This window comes from Streptomyces sp. NPDC002870, assembly GCF_042888505.1.
Lineage (GTDB): Bacteria > Actinomycetota > Actinomycetes > Streptomycetales > Streptomycetaceae > Streptomyces.
Map to the genome: position 1 here is coordinate 428,549 of NZ_JBIAPW010000001.1, position 17,005 is coordinate 445,553.

Here is a 17,005-nt window from a genome sequence, read left to right on the forward strand (position 1 = left end):
AATGTGCCCCCGTCCGGCGGACCGGACGGGGGCACACCCACAGTGCTGGAGCCTTACAGGCCGAGCTCGACCTCGAACTCGCCGGCCTCCAGGATCGCCTTGACGTGCGTCAGGTAGCGGGCGGCGTCGGCACCGTCCACCAGACGGTGGTCGTAGGAGAGCGCGACGTACGTCATGTCGCGGATGGCGATGGTCTCGCCGAGATCCGGGTGGTTGACGACCACCGGGCGCTTGACGGTGGCGCCGATGCCCAGGATGGCGGCCTGGTTCGGCGGCACGATGATCGTGTCGAACAGCGCACCACGCGAACCGGTGTTGCTGATGGTGAAGGTCGCGCCAGCCAGGTCGTCCGGGGTGATCTTGCTGGAGCGTACGGCTCCCGCGAGCTCCGCGGTCTTCTTGGCGATGCCGGCGAGGTTCAGGTCGCCCGCGCCCTTGATGACCGGCGTCATCAGACCCTTCTCGGAGTCCACGGCGATGCCGATGTTCTCCGAGTCGAAGTACGTGATGGTGCCTTCGTCCTCGTTGATCCGGGCGTTGATGACCGGGTGGGCCTTCAGCGCCTGGGCCGCGGCCTTGACGAAGAACGGCATCGGGGACAGCTTGACGCCCTCACGGGCGGCGAAGGTGTCCTTGGCCTTGGCGCGCAGCTTCATCAGCTTGGTGATGTCGACCTCGACGACCGAGGTCAGCTGCGCCTGGCCGTGCAGGGCCTTCATCATGTTGTCGCCGATGACCTTGCGCATCCGGGTCATCTTGACGGTCTGACCGCGCAGCGGGGACGGCTCGACCGAAACACCGCCCGGAGCCTTCAAGGCGGCGGCCGGTGCCGGAGCGGCCGCGGCAGCCTTGGCGGCCTCCGCGGCGGCGATGACGTCCTGCTTGCGGATTCGGCCACCGACGCCGGTGCCCTTGACCGTGGACAGGTCCACGCCGTTCTCGGCGGCGAGCTTACGGACCAGGGGGGTCACGTAGGCGTCACCGGCGTCACCGGCGGCGGGGGCGGCCGGAGCAGCCGGGGCCGGGGTGACGGGCGCCGGGGCGGCCGGAGCCGGAGCGGGCGCGGCGACCGGAGCGGGAGCCGCCGGAGCCGGAGCCGGAGCAGCGGCGGCCGGAGCAGCAGGCGCGGCCGGGGCCGCGGGAGCCGCAGGGGCGGCCGGAGCCGGAGCCGGAGCAGCAGCGGCGGCGGGGGCCGGGGCCGGGGCGGCGGGCGCGGGAGCCGCAGCCGGAGCGGCACCCGGGGCGCCGATCACGGCCAGCTTGGCGCCGACCTCCGCGGTCTCGTCCTCGCCGACCACGATCTCCAGCAGCACACCGGAAGCCGGGGCCGGGATCTCGGTGTCGACCTTGTCCGTGGAGACCTCGAGCAGCGGCTCGTCGGCCTCGACGGTCTCGCCGACCTCCTTGAGCCAGCGGGTGACGGTGCCTTCGGTGACGCTCTCGCCCAGCGCGGGGAGAACGACGTCCGTGCCGGTGGCGCCGCCCGCGGGGGCAGCCGCCGGAGCGGGCTCGGCGGCCGGGGCGGGCGCCGGGGCCGCGGGTGCCTCTGCGGCCGGGGCCGGAGCTGCGGGTGCCGGGGCAGCCGCGGCCGGGGCCTCGGCCGCTGCGGGTGCCGGAGCCGCAGCAGCGGTACCGGTGCCGTCGTCGATGACCGCCAGCTCGGCGCCGACCTCGACGGTCTCGTCCTCTGCGACCTTGATGGACGCGAGGATGCCCGCGGCCGGGGCCGGGATCTCGGTGTCGACCTTGTCGGTCGACACCTCGAGCAGCGGCTCGTCGGCCTCGACTCGCTCGCCCTCGGCCTTCAGCCAGCGGGTGACAGTGCCCTCGGTGACGCTCTCGCCGAGCGCCGGAAGGGTTACGGAAACCGACATGGTTTCAGTTGCTCCTAACGGATGTGCGGAAATGGTCGTCGGGCCCGCGGGGGCTCAGTCGTGGGAGTGCAGGGGCTTGCCCGCGAGTGCCAGATGGGCCTCGCCGAGCGCCTCACTCTGCGTCGGGTGCGCGTGGATGAGCTGCGCGACCTCGGCCGGCAGAGCCTCCCAGTTGTAGATCAGCTGAGCTTCGCCGACCTGCTCGCCCATACGGTCACCGACCATGTGGACGCCGACCACGGCACCATCCTTGACCTGGACGAGCTTGATCTCGCCCGCGGTCTTCAGGATCTTGCTCTTGCCATTGCCCGCGAGGTTGTACTTCAGGGCGACGACCTTGTCCGCGCCGTAGATCTCCTTGGCCTTCGCCTCGGTGATGCCCACGGAGGCGACCTCGGGGTGGCAGTACGTCACCCGGGGCACGCCGTCGTAGTCGATCGGAACAGTCTTCAGACCGGCCAGCCGCTCTGCCACCAGGATGCCCTCGGCGAAGCCGACGTGCGCGAGCTGGAGCGTGGGGACGAGGTCGCCGACCGCCGAGACGGTGGGCACGTTCGTCCGCATGTACTCGTCGACCAGGACATAGCCGCGGTCCATCGCGACACCCTGTTCGTCGTAGCCGAGACCGGCGGAGACGGGCCCGCGGCCGACGGCGACCAGAAGCACCTCGGCCTCGAAGGCCTTGCCGTCCGCGAGGGTGACCCGCACACCCTCGGCGGTGTACTCGACCTTCTCGAAGAAGGTGCCCAGGTTGAACTTGATGCCGCGCTTGCGGAACGCGCGCTCAAGAAGCTTCGAGCTGTTCTCGTCCTCGACCGGCACCAGGTGCTTCAGGCCCTCGATGACGGTGACTTCGGAGCCGAAGGACTTCCACGCCGAGGCGAACTCGACGCCGATGACGCCGCCGCCCAGCACGATCGCGGACTGCGGGACGCGGTCCAGATTCAGCGCGTGGTCCGAGGAGATGATGCGGTTGCCGTCGATCTCCAGGCCCGGCAGCGACTTCGGTACGGAGCCGGTGGCGAGGAGGACATGACGGCCCTGGACGCGCTGGCCGTTGACGTCGACGGAGGTGGGGGAGGACAGCCGGCCCTCACCCTCGATGTAGGTGACCTTGCGGGAGGCGATCAGACCCTGGAGTCCCTTGTACAGGCCCGAGATCACCTCGTCCTTGTACTTGTGGACGGCTTCGATGTCGATGCCCTCGAAGGTGGCCTTGACGCCGAACTGGTCGGCCTCACGAGCCTGGTCGGCGATCTCGCCGGCGTGCAGCAGAGCCTTCGTGGGGATGCATCCGTTGTGCAGGCAGGTGCCGCCGACCTTGCCCTTCTCGATCAGGGCGACGTCCAGGCCCAGCTGAGCTCCACGCAGCGCCGCAGCGTAACCGCCGCTACCACCGCCGAGGATCACTAGGTCGAAAACGGTGCTGGCGTCGTTCGCCACGTCACGTCCTCCATGCATGTGCGCCGGGCGCCGGTCCTCGACCGGGCGGCGGCTGGTGTTCGGCCGCTGTTTCTTCGGCCCTGTGGTGGGGCCCTGTCCTGCCGAGAACCCATCTTCGCACTTGTTGACGGGAGGCGGGACGCGGGGCCGGGGTCTGGGGCGGCCGGTCGACCGTCCCGAGGGGTTACTGGCCCGTACGAACGTACGGATTCCGTTGAAGGCGAACCTAACAACACGGACGGCCCCGGACGTATGCCCGGGGCCGTACGGAGAGAAAAGCCTCAGCCCAGGTCGCCGGCGGCGGTGCGCTCGGCGAGCTTGACCAGGGTGCGGACCGCGGAGCCGGTGCCGCCCTTGGGGGTGTAGCCGTACGGCGCACCCTCGTGGAAAGCCGGGCCCGCGATGTCCAGGTGCGCCCAGGTGATGCCCTCGCCCACGAACTCCTTCAGGAAGAGACCGGCCACCAAGCCGCCGCCCATCCGCTCACCCATGTTGGAGATGTCGGCGGTCGGGGAGTCCATGCCCTTGCGCAGCTCGGCCGGGAGCGGCATCGGCCAGGACTGCTCGCCGACCTCCTCTGCGATCTCGTGGATGGAGGTACGGAAAGCGTCGTCGTTGGACATGATGCCGAAGGTGCGGTTGCCGAGAGCGAGCACCATCGCGCCGGTCAGCGTCGCGACGTCCACGATGGCGTCCGGCTTCTCCTCGGAGGCCTTCCACAGCGCGTCGGCCAGCACCAGACGGCCCTCGGCGTCGGTGTTGAGCACCTCGACCGTCTTGCCGCTGTACATGCGAAGGACGTCGCCGGGGCGGGTGGCGGTGCCGGACGGCATGTTCTCGGCGAGCGCCAGCCAGCCGGTGACGTTCACCCTCAGGCCGAGGCGGGCCGCGGTGACGACGGCGGCGAACACAGCGGCGGCGCCGCTCATGTCGCACTTCATCGTCTCGTTGTGACCGGCGGGCTTGAGCGAGATGCCGCCCGAGTCGTAGGTGATGCCCTTGCCGACAAGGGCCAGCGTCTTCTCCGCCTTGGGGTGGGTGTAGGCGAGCTTCACCAGGCGCGGGCCGTGGGCCGAGCCCTGGCCGACGCCGAGGATGCCGCCGAAGCCGCCCTTGGCGAGGGCCTTCTCGTCGAGCACCTGCACCCTGATGCCGTGCTCCTTGCCGGCGGCGGTGGCGACGGCGGCGAAGGACTCGGGAAAGAGGTCGTTCGGCGGGGTGTTGACCAGGTCGCGGGCGCGGTTGATCTCCTCGGTCAGCGCGATCGCGCGCTCGGCCGCGGCCTTGTGCGCCTTGTCGCGCGGCTTGGCGCCGATCAGGGCGACCTCGCCGAGCGGCTGCTTCGCGCCTGCCCGGGAGCCGGTGGCCTGGGTGGCCCCAGCGTTCTTGGAGTCCTTCGTGTCCTTGTTGTTGCCCTGGTAGGCGGTGAAGGCGTACGCACCGAGGAGTGCGCCCTCGGCGATGGCCTCCGCGTCCTCGGCCGCCTCGACCGGCAGAGCGAACGCGGCCTTCTTCGAGCCGTTCAGCGCACGGGCCGCGGCGCCCGCCGCACGCCGCAGCGTCTCGGCGTCGTACGCCTCGTCCTTCTCCGGCACCGCGCCGAGGCCGACCGCGAGGACGACTGGGGCCTTGAGCCCCGAAGGGGCGGGGAGCTTGGTCACCTCACCCTCGGCACCGGTGGCGCCGAGGGTCTCGAGAACGGAGGCGAGCTTTCCGTCGAACGCCTTGTCCACGGCCTCGGCGCCGGGCGCGACGACCGGGCCCTTGGCGCCCTTCGCGACGCCGACCACGAGGGCGTCGGCGCGCAGCGTCGCCGCGCCGGCAGTGCTGAGAGTGAGAGCAGTCACGGTGGTGAAATCTCGCTTCCGTTGAGTTCCGGGGCCGTAGAAGGGGGTGGATCGACACCCCACGCCGGACAAGAGCCTACGCGCGGTCACATGTATCGCTCACGGCGGCGGCGGTTCACTCGTCCGTGGCGACGACTCCGTGGCGACAACATGGACGCGTGCGCCAACCCCACCCGCTGCCCCATCACCGCATGCGAGCAGCTCCGCTGCAACCGCCTGCTGGGCCCCCTCGCCCACGACGGCGGGCCGGCCGTGGGCCTGAACGACAACGCTTGACGGAACGATCAAGCACGGCCCAGCACCAGCGCGACGAGGCACACCGTCGCCGCCGTCTCGGCGAGCGCGCCGAACACGTCGCCCGTCACCCCGCCGAAGCGGCGTACGCAGTGGCGCAGCAGCAGTTGTGCCGCGCCGAGGCCGGCCAGGACCGCCAGCGCGTTGTGCATCGCTCCGAATCCGCCGAACAGCGTGCCCGCCGCCGCACAGACCGCGGTGACCAGGGCGGCGACGGCGAGCCCGGTGCGTACGGGAACGACTTGGGCGACCGCCGCGCCGAGGCCTTCGGGGCGGGCCGCCGGGATGCCCGTACGCGAGGCGAGGGTGAGGGCGAGGCGGGCGGTCACGCCCGAGACCGCGGCGCCCACCGCTCCGTACGTCCAGCCCTCTGCGTACAGCTCGGCCACCGCCGCGACCTGGGCGAGGAGCACGAACAGCAGCGTGATGACCCCGAACGGCCCGATGTCCGACTGCTTCATGATGCGCAGCGCGTCCTCAGCGGGCTTTGCGCTGCCCAGGCCGTCGGCCGTGTCGGCGAGGCCGTCCAGATGGAGGCCGCGGGTGAGCGCGGCCGGGACGGCGACCGTGGCCGCCGCGGCGAGCAGCGGGCCGGAGCCGAGCAGCGTCAGCAGCCCGCCGGCGCCCGCGGCGAACAGGCCGACGACCAGCCCGGCCAGTGGCGCGCACAGCATTCCGGCGCGGGCCGCGGCACGGTCCCAGCGGGTGACGCGGACCGGAAGCACGGTCAGGGTGCCGAACGCGAAACGTATGCCGTCCAGAGGAATCATCGCGCGAAGGGTAGCCCGGCCGGAGTGACGGTAAATTGCGCATATCGCGCATATCGGGAGCGGGTGGCATGGGATGGGTCACTGGTTTTATCGCAACATCCTCGAGCCGGGGAAGCTCCCGATGCTGCTCGCGCTGGCCTCCTTCATCCTCACCTTCCTGGTGACCCGTACGATCACCCGGCTGATCAGGGCGGGCAGAGGGCCGTTCAAGAACGTCACGCCCGGCGGCATGCACATCCACCACGTGGTCCCCGGCGTCATCCTGATCGTGATCGGCGGATTCGGGGCGGTCGGCAGCGCCCGGCAGGGCCCTGGCGCGGCGGTCTGCGCGGTCATCTTCGGGATCGGCGCGGGCCTCGTACTGGACGAGTTCGCGCTCATCCTCCATCTCGACGACGTCTACTGGACCGAGCAGGGCCGTCAGAGCGTGGAGGTCGTGGTGCTCGCCGCGGCCTTGGCGATGCTGGTCCTCAGTGGCTTCGCACCGCTCGGCGTCAATCAAATGACCCCCGACGAACGCCAGAACCGCGCCGCACTGATCGCTACGCTGGCGATCAACTTCCTCCTTGTGCTCGTCGTGCTCTTCAAGGGCAAGCCACGGATGGCCCTCATCAGCGTTCTGCTGCCGTTCCTGGCGATCCTCGGGGCGGTACGGCTGGCCCGGCCCGGCTCTCCGTGGGCCCGCCGCTTCTACCGCAAGCGGCCCAAGGCCCGCGCCAGGGCCCGGCTGCGCTCCTTCCGCCACGACCGCCGCTGGGTCGGACCACGGCGCAAGTTTCAGGACCTGATCGGCGGCGCCCCCGACCGGCTGCCCGTGCGCAAACGCTGACGCATGCGCCGCTGCCGCACCTCCGAGAGCGCGCACACCAGGAGCACAGCCGCGATCGCCGCCAGATGCTCCTTGCCAGCGAGGTTGTTCTTGACCAGCACCTCGACCACCATCGACACGATCACCAGCGCCGCCGTGAGCCAGGCCCGGTAGCGCCGGCAGACGAAGAGCGCGAGGCCGACCACCGCCGCCGACGGGCCGGTGTCGACGACCTGGGCGTCCGAGGCGGGCAGCCCGAAGAACCCGTCGGGGCCGAGCGCAATGCCGATCCGTGCGTACGTCGTGCCGGCCAGCGTCGACACGTACGCGATCACCAGCGTCCGCCGGCGGCCCAGACAGATCTCCGCGATCCCGAACACCAGCAGCACCTGCGCCAGCGCACCCCACACCGGCAGATCCAGCGCCGGAACGAACAGCGACAGCGGGGTGCGCAGAAGGGCCACCCAGAGCGGGTCCTCGGCCTTGACGAAGCCGATGTCGTGGACCGGGCCGAAGCCCCAGGACCGGTTCTGCACCAGCTGGAAGAGCGCCGTGAGGCAGACCGCCCCGAGCGTCATCGGAACGGCCCGCCACTTCTTGGTGACGAGCGCCTCCCGCAGGGTCGCGTACAGCGGCCCCCACTCGCGGCGTGCGAAGGCGCTCACCGTGTTCAACGCCTGGTCTCCAGATGTCTGCGGTGCACCCACTTGGGCAGCCCGGGCGCCTCCAGGAAGCCCTCGGCGCGGCCCGCCGCGAGACCGATGCGCAGCAGGTCGGCGCTCTTCTCGAAGAGCAGGAAACGTGGCTCCCAGATGGGCCGGTACTTGGCGTTCGCGCGATAGAGGGACTCGATCTGCCACCAGCGGGAGAAGAAGCTGAGGAGCGAGCGCCACAGCCTCAGCACGGGGCCCGCGCCGAGCTTCGAGCCACGTTCGAAGACCGACCTGAACATCGCGAAGTTCAACGACACCTGCGTGATCCCGATCTCCTCGGCACGCTGCAGGAGTTCGATGACCATGAACTCCATCAGGCCGTTCTCGGAGTCCCGGTCACGCCGCATCAGATCGAGCGAGAGCCCCTTCGGCCCCCACGGCACAAAGCTCAGCACCGCCCGCAACCCGCCCTCGCCGTCCGTGCATTCGAGCATCACGCAGCGGCCGTCCGCGGCATCGCCGAGCCGCCCCAGAGCCATCGAGAAGCCGCGCTCTGTGGCTCCGTCGCGCCAGTCGTCGGCGCGCCGGAGCAGTACGTCCATCTCCCTCTGCGGGATCTCCTCGTGGCGGCGGATCCGTACCTCGTACCCGGCGCGCCCGACCCGGTTGTAGGCCTGGCGCACGGTCCGCATCGCGCGCCCGTCCAGGGTGAACTCGTCGGTCTCCACGATCGCCTCGTCGCCCAGCTCCAGCGCGTCCAGGCCGTGCCGCGCGTAGATGGTGCCCGCTTCCTCGCTCGCCCCCATCACGGCCGGGATCCAGCCGTGTTCACGCGCCTCGGCCAGCCATGGGTCGATCGCGCCGGGCCAGGCCTCCGGGTCGCCGATCGGGTCGCCGGACGCCAGCGAGACCCCGCCCACCACGCGGTAGGCCACGGCGGCCTTCCCGGTCGGGGACCAGACGACGCTCTTCTCGCGGCGCAGCGCGAAGTAGCCGAGCGAGTCCCGGTCGCCGTGGCGTGCGAGTAGCGCGCGCAGTCTCTCCTCGTCGCCCTCGGTGAGCGGGTCGACGGCCCGGCGGGAGCGGAACGCCGCATACAGCACGGCGAGCAGCAGCAGGGTGGAGAGGACGTTGATGGTGACGTTGACCCAGCCGGGTGTGCTGATCCCGGCGAAGGGGACGTCGTCGGCGGCCAGCGACACCAATCGCATCACGCCGTAGCGCCAGCGTTCCGGGAAGGTGGAGTGGCCGGCCGAGGTGTCGGTGACGGTGACGAGTATCGCGGCGAGCAGTGAGGTGACGAGCAGCCCGCCCGCCGCCACGGCCGCGGCCAGCTTGGGGTTGGCGCGGTCGCCCTTCGCGTAGAACTCCCGCCGCCCGAGCGCCAGGGCCAGTACGAAGGCGGCCGTCAGGACGAGCGAGATCCAGTTCTGCGCGTGCTCACGGACGTCCGGGTCGACGGCGATCGCGAGGGCGAAGAGCAGCAGAAAGAGCCCGGCCAGTACGGAGTTGAGGATCCAGGCGGCTCGCTTGCGGCGGCGCATGGTGATGGCCAGGAAGAGCGTGAAGGCTCCGGACGCGAAGCCCGCCGTGAGCAGGTACGGCGTGAAGTAGTCATCGATGTTGTGCCGCCGGAGATCCTGGCCGAGGGAGACCCAGACGGCGCTCAGGAGGTTGACGAACGTCACGGCGCGCAGATACCAGACGGCGAATGCCGCGCCGCGTCGTGAGCGGACGGTGCTGCGGCCGGTGCCGGTGCCCGTGCCCGTGCCCGTACCGGTACCCGTACTCGCGCTCGTACTTGGGCCGGTACTTGTACTCGGACTCGCCTCTTCGGTGGACAAACGGACCTCTCCCATGAAACGCGATGATATGGGGCATCACGCGTCATGGTGGGCGAGGGTGCGGCCGCCTGGTCGGGGGCGGCAGCACCGGCGGGCCCGTCAGTCCGTGTCGCTCTTCACCGGCTCCGTGCGCTCCGGCAGTTCGGCCGCGAGCGCGGCCGCCGCCTGGACGAGGGGGAGCGCGAGCAGTGCCCCGGTTCCTTCGCCAACAGTGACGCCATGGTCGAGCAGTGGGTTGAGCGCCATGCGGTCGAGCGCCTTCGTCTGCGCCGGTTCGCCGCTCACCTGGCCCGCCAGCCACCAGTCCGGCGCGCGGAACGCCGCACGCTGCCCGACCAGCGCACACGCCGCCGATACGACTCCGTCGAGGATCACCGGCATCCGGCGTACGGCGCTCTGCAGCAGGAAACCCGTCGTCGCGGCCAGATCCGCGCCGCCCACCGCGGCCAGCATCTCCAGCTGATCGCCGAGCACCGGCCGGGCGCGCCGCAACGCGTCACGGATCACCGCGCACTTGCGCATCCAGGCCAGATCGTCGATGCCCGCGCCGCCGCGGCCGGTCACCACAGAGGCGTCCGTGCCGCACAGCGCGGCGATCAGCGTCGAAGCGGGCGTGGTGCCGCCGACGCTCAGATCCCCGAGTACGACCAGGTCGGTGCCCGAGTCGGCCGCCTCGTCGGCGATCGCCATGCCCAGGCGTACGGCCGCTTCGGTCTCCTCGATCGTCAGCGCGTCCTCGATGTCGATACGTCCGCTGCCGCGCCGCACCCGGTGGCGTACCACCTCGTCCGGCAGCAGCCCCGGGTCGCAGTCGAGCCCCGCGTCGACGATCCGCACCGGCACGCCCATCCGGCGGGCCAGCACGGCGACCGGGCTCGCGCCGTCCAGCGTGGCGCGCACCAATTCGTGCGCGGTGCCGGACTCCCGGCCGGAGACGCCCAGTTCGGCCACCCCGTGATCACCGGCGAACAGCACCACACGCGGCTGCTCGATGGCCTTGACCGGCACGGAGGCCTGCGCGGCCGAGAGCCACTCGCCCAGCTCGTCGAGTCGGCCGAGGGCGCCGGGCGGGACGGTCAGCCGCTCCCGCCGCTCTTCGGCGTCATTCCGCACGCCGCTGTCGGGGCGCTCGATCAGGTCGGAGAAGTCATCGAGATTCAGCCTGCTCATTCGCCGAACAGTACCGGCAGCGGTGTCGCGGTACGGCAGCGCCTGTCAGCTGCGCAGCACGAGGGCCTGGCCTGCGACGACCAGCAGGACGTGTTCGCACTCGGCGGCGAAGGCGGCGTTGAGACGGCCCAGTTCGTCGCGGAAGCGGCGCCCGGAGGCGGTGGCCGGCACGACGCCGCTGCCGACCTCGTTGGTCACCGCGACCACGGTGCGCGTGGTCTGCCGTACCGCGGCGACGAGTTCGGCGACCCGCTCACGCAGCGCGCGATCGCCGCCCGCCGCCCACGTGGCGTCGTCCCAAGCGCCCACCCGGTCCATCGCGTCGGTCAGCCACAGCGAGAGACAGTCGATCAGCACCGGCGGTCCCTCCTCGGCGAGAATGGGTACCAGATCGCAGGTCTCGCTCGTACGCCACGAGCCCGGACGCCGCTCGCGGTGCAGGGAGATCCGGCCGGCCCACTCGGTGTCCCCCTCGCGGTGGCCGCCCGTCGCGACGTACAGCACCTCGGGGAAGGTCTCCAGCCTGCGCTCGGCCTCCAGGGACTTGCCCGAGCGGGCGCCGCCGGTGACGAGGGTGCGGCGGGGGATGTCGGGCACGGCGTGGTACTCGCCGACGATCAGCGTCGTCCCGTCCGGTACGGCCCGCGCGCCCGCGGCGGCGAGCCGTCGGCCCAGATCGGGACCGCCGCCGGCGACGTCGTGGTCGATGTGCACGGCGATGACGTCGGTGGTCGCGCCGATCGCGCCGGTGGCGCGCAGCCGGGCGATCGCGTCGGGCCGTCCGACGACATCGGCGACGACCATGTCGTACGCCGCGCGGCCCTCCGCGAGGCCGGCCGGCGAGGCGCCCGGCGGCAGATAGAGCAGTCGCTCGCCCTCCGGGGACGTCACCTCGTACCCCGTGCCCGGCTGATCCATCGGGATGGCCCGCACCCGGTGCCCGCTGATCAGCGTCAGCTCCCGGCCGTCCGGCACCCGCCCGGCCGCGGGCAGCCCGGCGGGCAGATCCACGGCGGGCCCGTCGTGCGGATGTGTGAGCAGCACCTGCCGTACGCCGACGAGCGAATGCCCGGCCCGCGCGGCGGCGAGGGCGGCGCCCGGGGTGAGGTCGAGCAGCAGGGCGCCGTCCACGAGCAACGCGGTGGCGGCCCGCGCGGACGCCCCGCGCGCGGTGGCACAGGCGGCGCAAGGGCAGTCGGGCCGGGGGAGTCCGGCGGGGGCGCCGGTGCCGAGCAGAGTCAGTTCCACGCTCACGATCCTCCCGCGTCACCGCTGGCCGTGCGCGCCCGGCTACGCTGCGGGCAGGAAAGAGATCACTGGTGGGCCCTGGGAGGCGGACATGGCATGGACGTGGCGGTTCGAGAAGTCCGACGGAACGGAGGTCCAGCCGGCGGTGCAGCCGGAGGAGTTCACGACGCAGGGCGACGCGGAGTCGTGGATCGGTGAGGTCTGGAAGGACTTGCTGGAGGGCGGCGCGGAACAGGTGGTGCTGTCGGAGGACGGCACGAAGGTGTACGGCCCGATGAGCCTGCGGGCGAACGAGTCGTAGGGGAGTAGGGGGCAGGGGCGGGTCCGCGCCGGGCCTGCGGGGCGCGGGCCCTGGGCGGCGGTCTGTAAGACGCCGGCGCCTCCGATCAGGGAGCCGACGCCAGGAACTGAGTCGCCGCCAGCTCCCCGTACAGCGGATCCGCCGCCACCAGCTCGCCGTGCGTGCCCACCGCCCGTACCTTCCCCGCGTCCATCACCACGATCCGGTCCGCCAGCGTCACCGTCGACAGCCGGTGCGCCACCACCAGCACCGTCACGTCGCGGGCCACCTCGGCGACCACATCGCGCAGCGCCATCTCGTTGACCGCGTCCAGCTGAGAGGTCGCCTCGTCCAGGAGCAGCAGCCGGGGCCGCCGCAGCAGCGCACGGGCGATCGCCACCCGCTGCCGCTCGCCGCCCGAGAGCTTGGAGCCGCGGTGCCCGACCACCGTCTCCAGTCCCTCCGGCAGCCGCTCCACGACCGCGTCGAGCCTGGCCCGTACGAGAACGTCCCGGATCTGCTCCTCGCTCGCGTCCGGCGCGGCGAAGACCAGGTTCTCCCGCACCGTCCCCGACAGCACAGGAGCGTCCTGCTCGACATAGCCGATCGCGGCGCGCAGATCGGCCAGCGGCCAGTCCCGTACGTCCTTGCCGTCGACGAGGATCCGTCCGCCAGTCGCCTCGTAGAACCGCTCGATCAGCCCGAAGACTGTCGTCTTGCCCGCCCCGGACGGGCCGACGAAGGCCGTCATCCCGGCGCCGGGCACCTCGAAGGAGACTCCGTGATGGACGTACGGAAGATCGTCGCGGTAGCGGAAAGCGACGTCCTCGAAGACCACCGACGCCGGACCCGTTCCCGCGTCCCCCCGCGGCGCCGTCAGCGTCTCCGTCTCCAGCCGTTCCGCCTCCACGATCCGCGCGATGGCCGCCGAGCCCACCTGGTACTGCGAGGCCGCCTCCACGAGTCGCGACACCGGGTCGATCAGATAGAAGAGGAAGAGCAGGAAGGCCACCAGCGTCGATACGGAGATCGCGCCGGAGGCGACCCGCGCCCCGCCGATGCCCAGCACCGCCAGGAACGACACCTGTACGGCCAGGCCCACCGAGGACCAGGCCGCCGACTGCCACTTCGCGGACCGTATGCCGTGCCGCCACGCCTCCAGCGCCGCCTTCGACACGACCGCCGCCTCACGCTCCTCGGCCCCCGACGCCTTGACCGTACGGAAGGCCCCGAAGGCCCGCTCCAGCACGGTGGAGATCTGGCCGACCGCCTCCTGGGAACGTTGCGTCGCCTGGGCGATCTTCGGCATCAGCAGCCCGACGCAGCCGCCGATCAGCACGATCACGCCCAGCGTGACGCCGAGCAGCACCGGGTCCATCAGCCCCATCATCACGATCGTGGCGACGAAGGCGAGCCCGCCGGCCGCCGCCGAGACGATCGACTGGGTGGTGACGGCACGCAGCAGCGTGGTGTCGGAGGTGACCCGGGACATCAGATCGCCGGGCTGGGTCCGCTCCACCTCCGGCAGCCGCAGCCGCAGCAGCCGCCCGATCAGGGTGCGGCGGGCGGCCAGCACCACGGACTCGGCGGTGCGCTCCAGGATGTACGCGCCGACCGCCTCGATCGCCGTGCCGAGCACCACCAGCGCGGTGAGCAGCGCCAGGATCCCGGTGATGGACTGATCGTCGCCGAGCCGGTCGACCAGGGTCTTGGCGGCGAGTGGCTGGGCGAGACCGGTGACTGTGCCGACCAGGGTGAGGGCGGCGCCGAGCGCGACGACCCAGCGGTGCGGGCGGAAATGCGCGTACAGCGCCCGCCAGGTCTCCCTGGCGGGCAGTCTGACGGGCGGTTTGTCGACGCCGGCGGTGGCGTCTGCGGTCTCTGGGGTCTGAGCGGGCTGTGTGGTGGTGTCTGCGGTTTTCGCGGCGGCCTCTGCGGTGGTCACCTCAGTGAGGACGCGAAAACCCCCGGAACACCTGAGCGGTTGCCCGAATCAGTCGCTCAGTCGCTCAGCCGCGTACGCCGCACAGATGCAGCAGGGCCGCGACCCGGCGGTACGGATCCGTGCGCCCCGCGCGGTCCTCCGCGGCCAGCAGCCGCTCCAGCTCGTCGGCGGCGGGCAGTTCGGCCTCGTCCGGCACGTTGTCGGTGAAGACCCGCACCCCGTACCAGGCGTGCAGCGGCGCCGCGATCCCCGCCAGCGTCGCCGTCAGCGCGTCGAGCCGGTCCGCCCGCACCACGAGCCCGAGCCGGTTGGTGTACGTGTCCGAGTCGAAGGCGGTCAGCGCCCCGGGCCAGTCCCCTGCCAGACCCGGCCGCATGGCCAGCGCGTCCCCGTTCCGTACGAGCAGGGAGAGCAGGCCCCCGGGCGCCAGCATCCTGGCCAGGCCCGCGAGCATCGCATCCGGTTCCTGGACATACATCAGCACCCCGTGGCAGAGCACCACGTCGAAGCTGCCGGGCAGGAAGTGCACCCCGGTGTCCCGGCCGTCGCCCTCGATCAGCCGGACCCGTTCACGGATCCCGGCCGGCTCGGTGGCGAGTGACTCACGGGCCGCCTTCAGCATGTCGCAATCGGACTCCAGACCGGTCACCGTGTGCCCGGCCCGGGCCAGGCGCAGCGCCTGGGTGCCCTGGCCCATGCCGACGTCGAGGATCCGCAGCCGCTGCCCGACGGGGTAGCGCGCGGCGATCTGCTCATCGAGCTGACGGGCGACGAGCTCTTGGCGGACGGCGTTGCGCAACGCGCCGAGCCCACTGAGCCAGCTCGCCGCAGCGCCCTCGAAACCGACCGTGCTCAGGGCCGCTCTCCGCGCTTGACCTGCGGCTTCGGCAGACGCAGTCGGCGCATCTGGAGCGTACGCATCAGGCCGTAGGCGACGGCGCCGCGCTTGGGCTCGTCCGGGAACCGCTGGTTCAGCTGCTTCTTCAGACGGATCGCCAGACCGACCGAGTCGACGATGATCAGGATGATCACGCCGAGCCAGAGCAGCAGAGCGATGTTCTGCAGGGAGCCCACCCGGACCATGCTCAGGACCAGGATCACCACCGCGAGCGGCAGGAAGAACTCCGCGATGCAGAAGCGCGAGTCGACGAAGTCGCGCACGAACCGGCGGACAGGTCCCTTGTCACGGGCCGGCAGATAGCGTTCGTCGCCACTGGCGAGTGCCTCACGCTGCCTCGCCAGATCCGTACGGCGGGCCTCCCGCTGGCGCTTCATCGCCTCCTTGCGGTCGGCCGGCGCGCTGGAGGCACGGCGGCGCTGGGTCTGGGCCTCACTCCGCTTGGGAGTGGGGCGGCCCTTCGGGGCCTCGGGGTCGCGGGGCTGCTTGGAGAGGTCCAGCGGCACCTTGTCGGTGGGGGACTTCTCTTCCTTGGAACGGCTACCAAACACAAAGCCCAAGGGTACGGGGTGGAACGCGCCGGCCCAACGCCGACGGGGAACGATCCCGCAACATGGAGCGTCTGTAGGAGACAGAAGCCCGGCGGAAGCCGGACAGAGCGGACGCTGCCCACGGCTTCCCTGACGGCCACCTACTCCTTGCGCCGGATCGAAGCCCTCAGCAGTCGTCCTTGGGGAGGAGCGCATCCGCGCTCGAACAGTGCGGTAATGGATGCAGGGCCCGTACTGTGGGTTCTGTTGGAGTGCTGAAGCTGAGTCCGTCAGAAGGGGGCGCGCGAAGCCCATGAGCGGTGTCATGAAGCGTATGGGGATGATCTTCCGCGCGAAGGCAAACAAGGCCCTTGACAGGGCCGAGGATCCGCGCGAGACCCTCGATTACTCGTACCAGAAGCAGCTGGAACTGCTGCAGAAGGTGCGCCGCGGAGTCGCCGATGTGGCGACCTCCCGCAAGCGGCTCGAGCTGCAGCTGAACCAGTTGCAGGGACAGTCGACCAAGCTGGAGGACCAGGGCCGCAAGGCACTGGCGCTCGGCCGCGAGGACCTGGCGCGCGAGGCGCTGTCCCGCCGTGCCGCGCTCCAGCAGCAGGTCACCGACCTGGAGACGCAGCACCACACGCTGCAGGGCGAGGAGGAGAAGCTCACCCTCGCCGCCCAGCGGCTGCAGGCCAAGGTCGACGCCTTCCGTACGAAGAAGGAGACCATCAAGGCCACCTACACCGCGGCCCAGGCCCAGACCCGGATCGGCGAGGCCTTCTCCGGCATCTCCGAGGAGATGGGCGACGTCGGCCTGGCCATCCAGCGGGCCGAGGACAAGACCGCCCAGCTGCAGGCCCGGGCCGGCGCGATCGACGAGCTGCTCGCCTCCGGCGCCCTGGACGACCCGTCCGGGATGGCCAAGGACGACATCGCCGCCGAACTGGACCGCATCTCCGGTGGTACGGACGTGGAGCTGGAACTGCAGAGGATGAAGGCCGAGCTCGCGGGCGGCTCGACCTCGAAGCAGGCCATCGAAGGCGGTACGACCGAGCAGCAGGACGCCGCTGGCCAGCAGAACACCCCGCACAAGTTCGACAAGCAGTAGGGACTCGTCATGATCGTACGGATCATGGGGGAGGGTCAGCTGACGCTGGCGGACAGCCACTTCGGGGAACTGAACAAGCTGGACGACGAGCTGCTGGCCGAGATGGAGCGAGGCGACGGCCCCGGATTTCGCCAGACCCTCCACGCGCTCCTGGAAAAGGTCCGCGAGCTCGGCGAGCCGCTTCCGGACGACTCCCTGGAGCCGTCCGAGCTGATCCTCCCGGCTCCGGACGCGACTCTCGAGGACGTACGGCAGTTGCTCGGCGACGACGGCCTGATCCCTGGCTGACG

The 17,005-nt window shown here is 71.2% G+C and carries 15 protein-coding genes; 4 read left to right on the forward strand and 11 right to left on the reverse strand.

Translation table 11 applies throughout. From position 1 onward, the window contains the following. Positions 1-53: 53 nt before the first annotated feature. The 4 genes from sucB to ACFYWY_RS01950 all read right to left on the reverse strand — a co-directional run bounded on the left by sucB (position 54) and on the right by ACFYWY_RS01950 (position 6,228). Positions 54-1,874: a 2-oxoglutarate dehydrogenase, E2 component, dihydrolipoamide succinyltransferase gene (gene sucB / locus ACFYWY_RS01935; RefSeq protein ID WP_389178099.1), complete on the reverse strand. Its 1,821-nt coding sequence runs from the start codon at positions 1,872-1,874 to the stop codon at positions 54-56. Between the two features lie 54 nt (positions 1,875-1,928). Further along, on the reverse strand, positions 1,929-3,317 hold the full coding sequence (gene lpdA, locus ACFYWY_RS01940; RefSeq protein WP_389178102.1) for a dihydrolipoyl dehydrogenase: 1,389 nt from the start codon (positions 3,315-3,317) through the stop codon (positions 1,929-1,931). Between the two features lie 281 nt (positions 3,318-3,598). After that, positions 3,599-5,164, reverse strand: coding sequence for a leucyl aminopeptidase (locus ACFYWY_RS01945; RefSeq protein ID WP_389178105.1), 1,566 nt, complete (start codon positions 5,162-5,164; stop codon positions 3,599-3,601). A 284-nt stretch (positions 5,165-5,448) separates the two neighbouring features. After that, entirely contained in the window at positions 5,449-6,228 is a 780-nt protein-coding gene (locus tag ACFYWY_RS01950) for an adenosylcobinamide-GDP ribazoletransferase (RefSeq protein ID WP_389178108.1), read from the reverse strand. Between the two features lie 73 nt (positions 6,229-6,301). On the opposite strand from ACFYWY_RS01950, the gene ACFYWY_RS01955 reads away from it, so the two are divergent. Further along, on the forward strand, positions 6,302-7,057 hold the full coding sequence (locus ACFYWY_RS01955; protein WP_389178111.1) for a hypothetical protein: 756 nt from the start codon (positions 6,302-6,304) through the stop codon (positions 7,055-7,057). Here ACFYWY_RS01955 and ACFYWY_RS01960 read toward each other — a convergent pair. The 4 genes from ACFYWY_RS01960 to ACFYWY_RS01975 all read right to left on the reverse strand — a co-directional run bounded on the left by ACFYWY_RS01960 (position 7,006) and on the right by ACFYWY_RS01975 (position 11,951). After that, the gene (locus ACFYWY_RS01960) at positions 7,006-7,710 is read right to left on the reverse strand and encodes a hypothetical protein (protein ID WP_389178114.1); all 705 of its coding nucleotides are present in this window, start codon (positions 7,708-7,710) and stop codon (positions 7,006-7,008) included. The two genes, ACFYWY_RS01955 and ACFYWY_RS01960, sit on opposite strands and share 52 nt — an antisense overlap. Next, positions 7,707-9,548: a phosphatidylglycerol lysyltransferase domain-containing protein gene (locus ACFYWY_RS01965; protein ID WP_389178116.1), complete on the reverse strand. Its 1,842-nt coding sequence runs from the start codon at positions 9,546-9,548 to the stop codon at positions 7,707-7,709. The genes ACFYWY_RS01960 and ACFYWY_RS01965 overlap by 4 nt, the downstream gene beginning before the upstream one ends. Positions 9,549-9,632: 84 nt before the next feature. Continuing rightward, positions 9,633-10,703: a nicotinate-nucleotide--dimethylbenzimidazole phosphoribosyltransferase gene (gene cobT, locus ACFYWY_RS01970; protein WP_389178119.1), complete on the reverse strand. Its 1,071-nt coding sequence runs from the start codon at positions 10,701-10,703 to the stop codon at positions 9,633-9,635. A 45-nt stretch (positions 10,704-10,748) separates the two neighbouring features. Next, on the reverse strand, positions 10,749-11,951 hold the full coding sequence (locus ACFYWY_RS01975) for a bifunctional adenosylcobinamide kinase/adenosylcobinamide-phosphate guanylyltransferase (protein WP_389178122.1): 1,203 nt from the start codon (positions 11,949-11,951) through the stop codon (positions 10,749-10,751). A 91-nt stretch (positions 11,952-12,042) separates the two neighbouring features. Here ACFYWY_RS01975 and ACFYWY_RS01980 point away from each other — a divergent pair, with 91 nt between their 5' ends. Next, entirely contained in the window at positions 12,043-12,252 is a 210-nt protein-coding gene (locus tag ACFYWY_RS01980) for a hypothetical protein (RefSeq protein WP_389178125.1), read from the forward strand. An 85-nt stretch (positions 12,253-12,337) separates the two neighbouring features. Here the strand turns inward: ACFYWY_RS01980 and ACFYWY_RS01985 are convergent, their stop codons facing one another. The 3 genes from ACFYWY_RS01985 to ACFYWY_RS01995 all read right to left on the reverse strand — a co-directional run bounded on the left by ACFYWY_RS01985 (position 12,338) and on the right by ACFYWY_RS01995 (position 15,625). Continuing rightward, positions 12,338-14,068, reverse strand: a complete 1,731-nt coding sequence (locus tag ACFYWY_RS01985; protein WP_389178412.1) for an ABC transporter ATP-binding protein — start codon at positions 14,066-14,068, stop codon at positions 12,338-12,340. Between the two features lie 172 nt (positions 14,069-14,240). Next, positions 14,241-14,975 (reverse strand): class I SAM-dependent methyltransferase, encoded by a 735-nt coding sequence (locus ACFYWY_RS01990; protein ID WP_389178128.1) that lies wholly within the window; start codon positions 14,973-14,975, stop codon positions 14,241-14,243. Between the two features lie 53 nt (positions 14,976-15,028). Beyond that, a complete protein-coding gene (locus ACFYWY_RS01995) occupies positions 15,029-15,625 on the reverse strand; it encodes a DUF3043 domain-containing protein (RefSeq protein ID WP_389178131.1) in 597 nt (198 codons plus the stop codon). Positions 15,626-15,929: 304 nt separating this feature from the next. Here ACFYWY_RS01995 and ACFYWY_RS02000 point away from each other — a divergent pair, with 304 nt between their 5' ends. Both ACFYWY_RS02000 and ACFYWY_RS02005 read left to right on the forward strand, forming a co-directional pair. Next, positions 15,930-16,715, forward strand: coding sequence for a PspA/IM30 family protein (locus tag ACFYWY_RS02000; RefSeq protein WP_389178134.1), 786 nt, complete (start codon positions 15,930-15,932; stop codon positions 16,713-16,715). Positions 16,716-16,724: 9 nt separating this feature from the next. Further along, positions 16,725-17,003, forward strand: coding sequence for a hypothetical protein (locus ACFYWY_RS02005; RefSeq protein WP_389178137.1), 279 nt, complete (start codon positions 16,725-16,727; stop codon positions 17,001-17,003). Positions 17,004-17,005 lie beyond the last annotated feature (2 nt).

What these genes read in the sequence shown, in the direction of transcription:
- ACFYWY_RS01950 (WP_389178108.1), bottom strand. Translation starts at nt 6,228, where the DNA reads ATGATTCCTCTGGACGGCATACGTTTCGCGTTCGGCACCCTGACCGTG.
- sucB (WP_389178099.1), bottom strand. Translation starts at nt 1,874, where the DNA reads ATGTCGGTTTCCGTAACCCTTCCGGCGCTCGGCGAGAGCGTCACCGAG.
- ACFYWY_RS01980 (WP_389178125.1), top strand. Translation starts at nt 12,043, where the DNA reads ATGGCATGGACGTGGCGGTTCGAGAAGTCCGACGGAACGGAGGTCCAG.
- cobT (WP_389178119.1), bottom strand. Translation starts at nt 10,703, where the DNA reads ATGAGCAGGCTGAATCTCGATGACTTCTCCGACCTGATCGAGCGCCCC.
- ACFYWY_RS01955 (WP_389178111.1), top strand. Translation starts at nt 6,302, where the DNA reads ATGGGTCACTGGTTTTATCGCAACATCCTCGAGCCGGGGAAGCTCCCG.
- ACFYWY_RS02000 (WP_389178134.1), top strand. Translation starts at nt 15,930, where the DNA reads ATGAAGCGTATGGGGATGATCTTCCGCGCGAAGGCAAACAAGGCCCTT.
- ACFYWY_RS01965 (WP_389178116.1), bottom strand. Translation starts at nt 9,548, where the DNA reads ATGGGAGAGGTCCGTTTGTCCACCGAAGAGGCGAGTCCGAGTACAAGT.
- ACFYWY_RS02005 (WP_389178137.1), top strand. Translation starts at nt 16,725, where the DNA reads ATGATCGTACGGATCATGGGGGAGGGTCAGCTGACGCTGGCGGACAGC.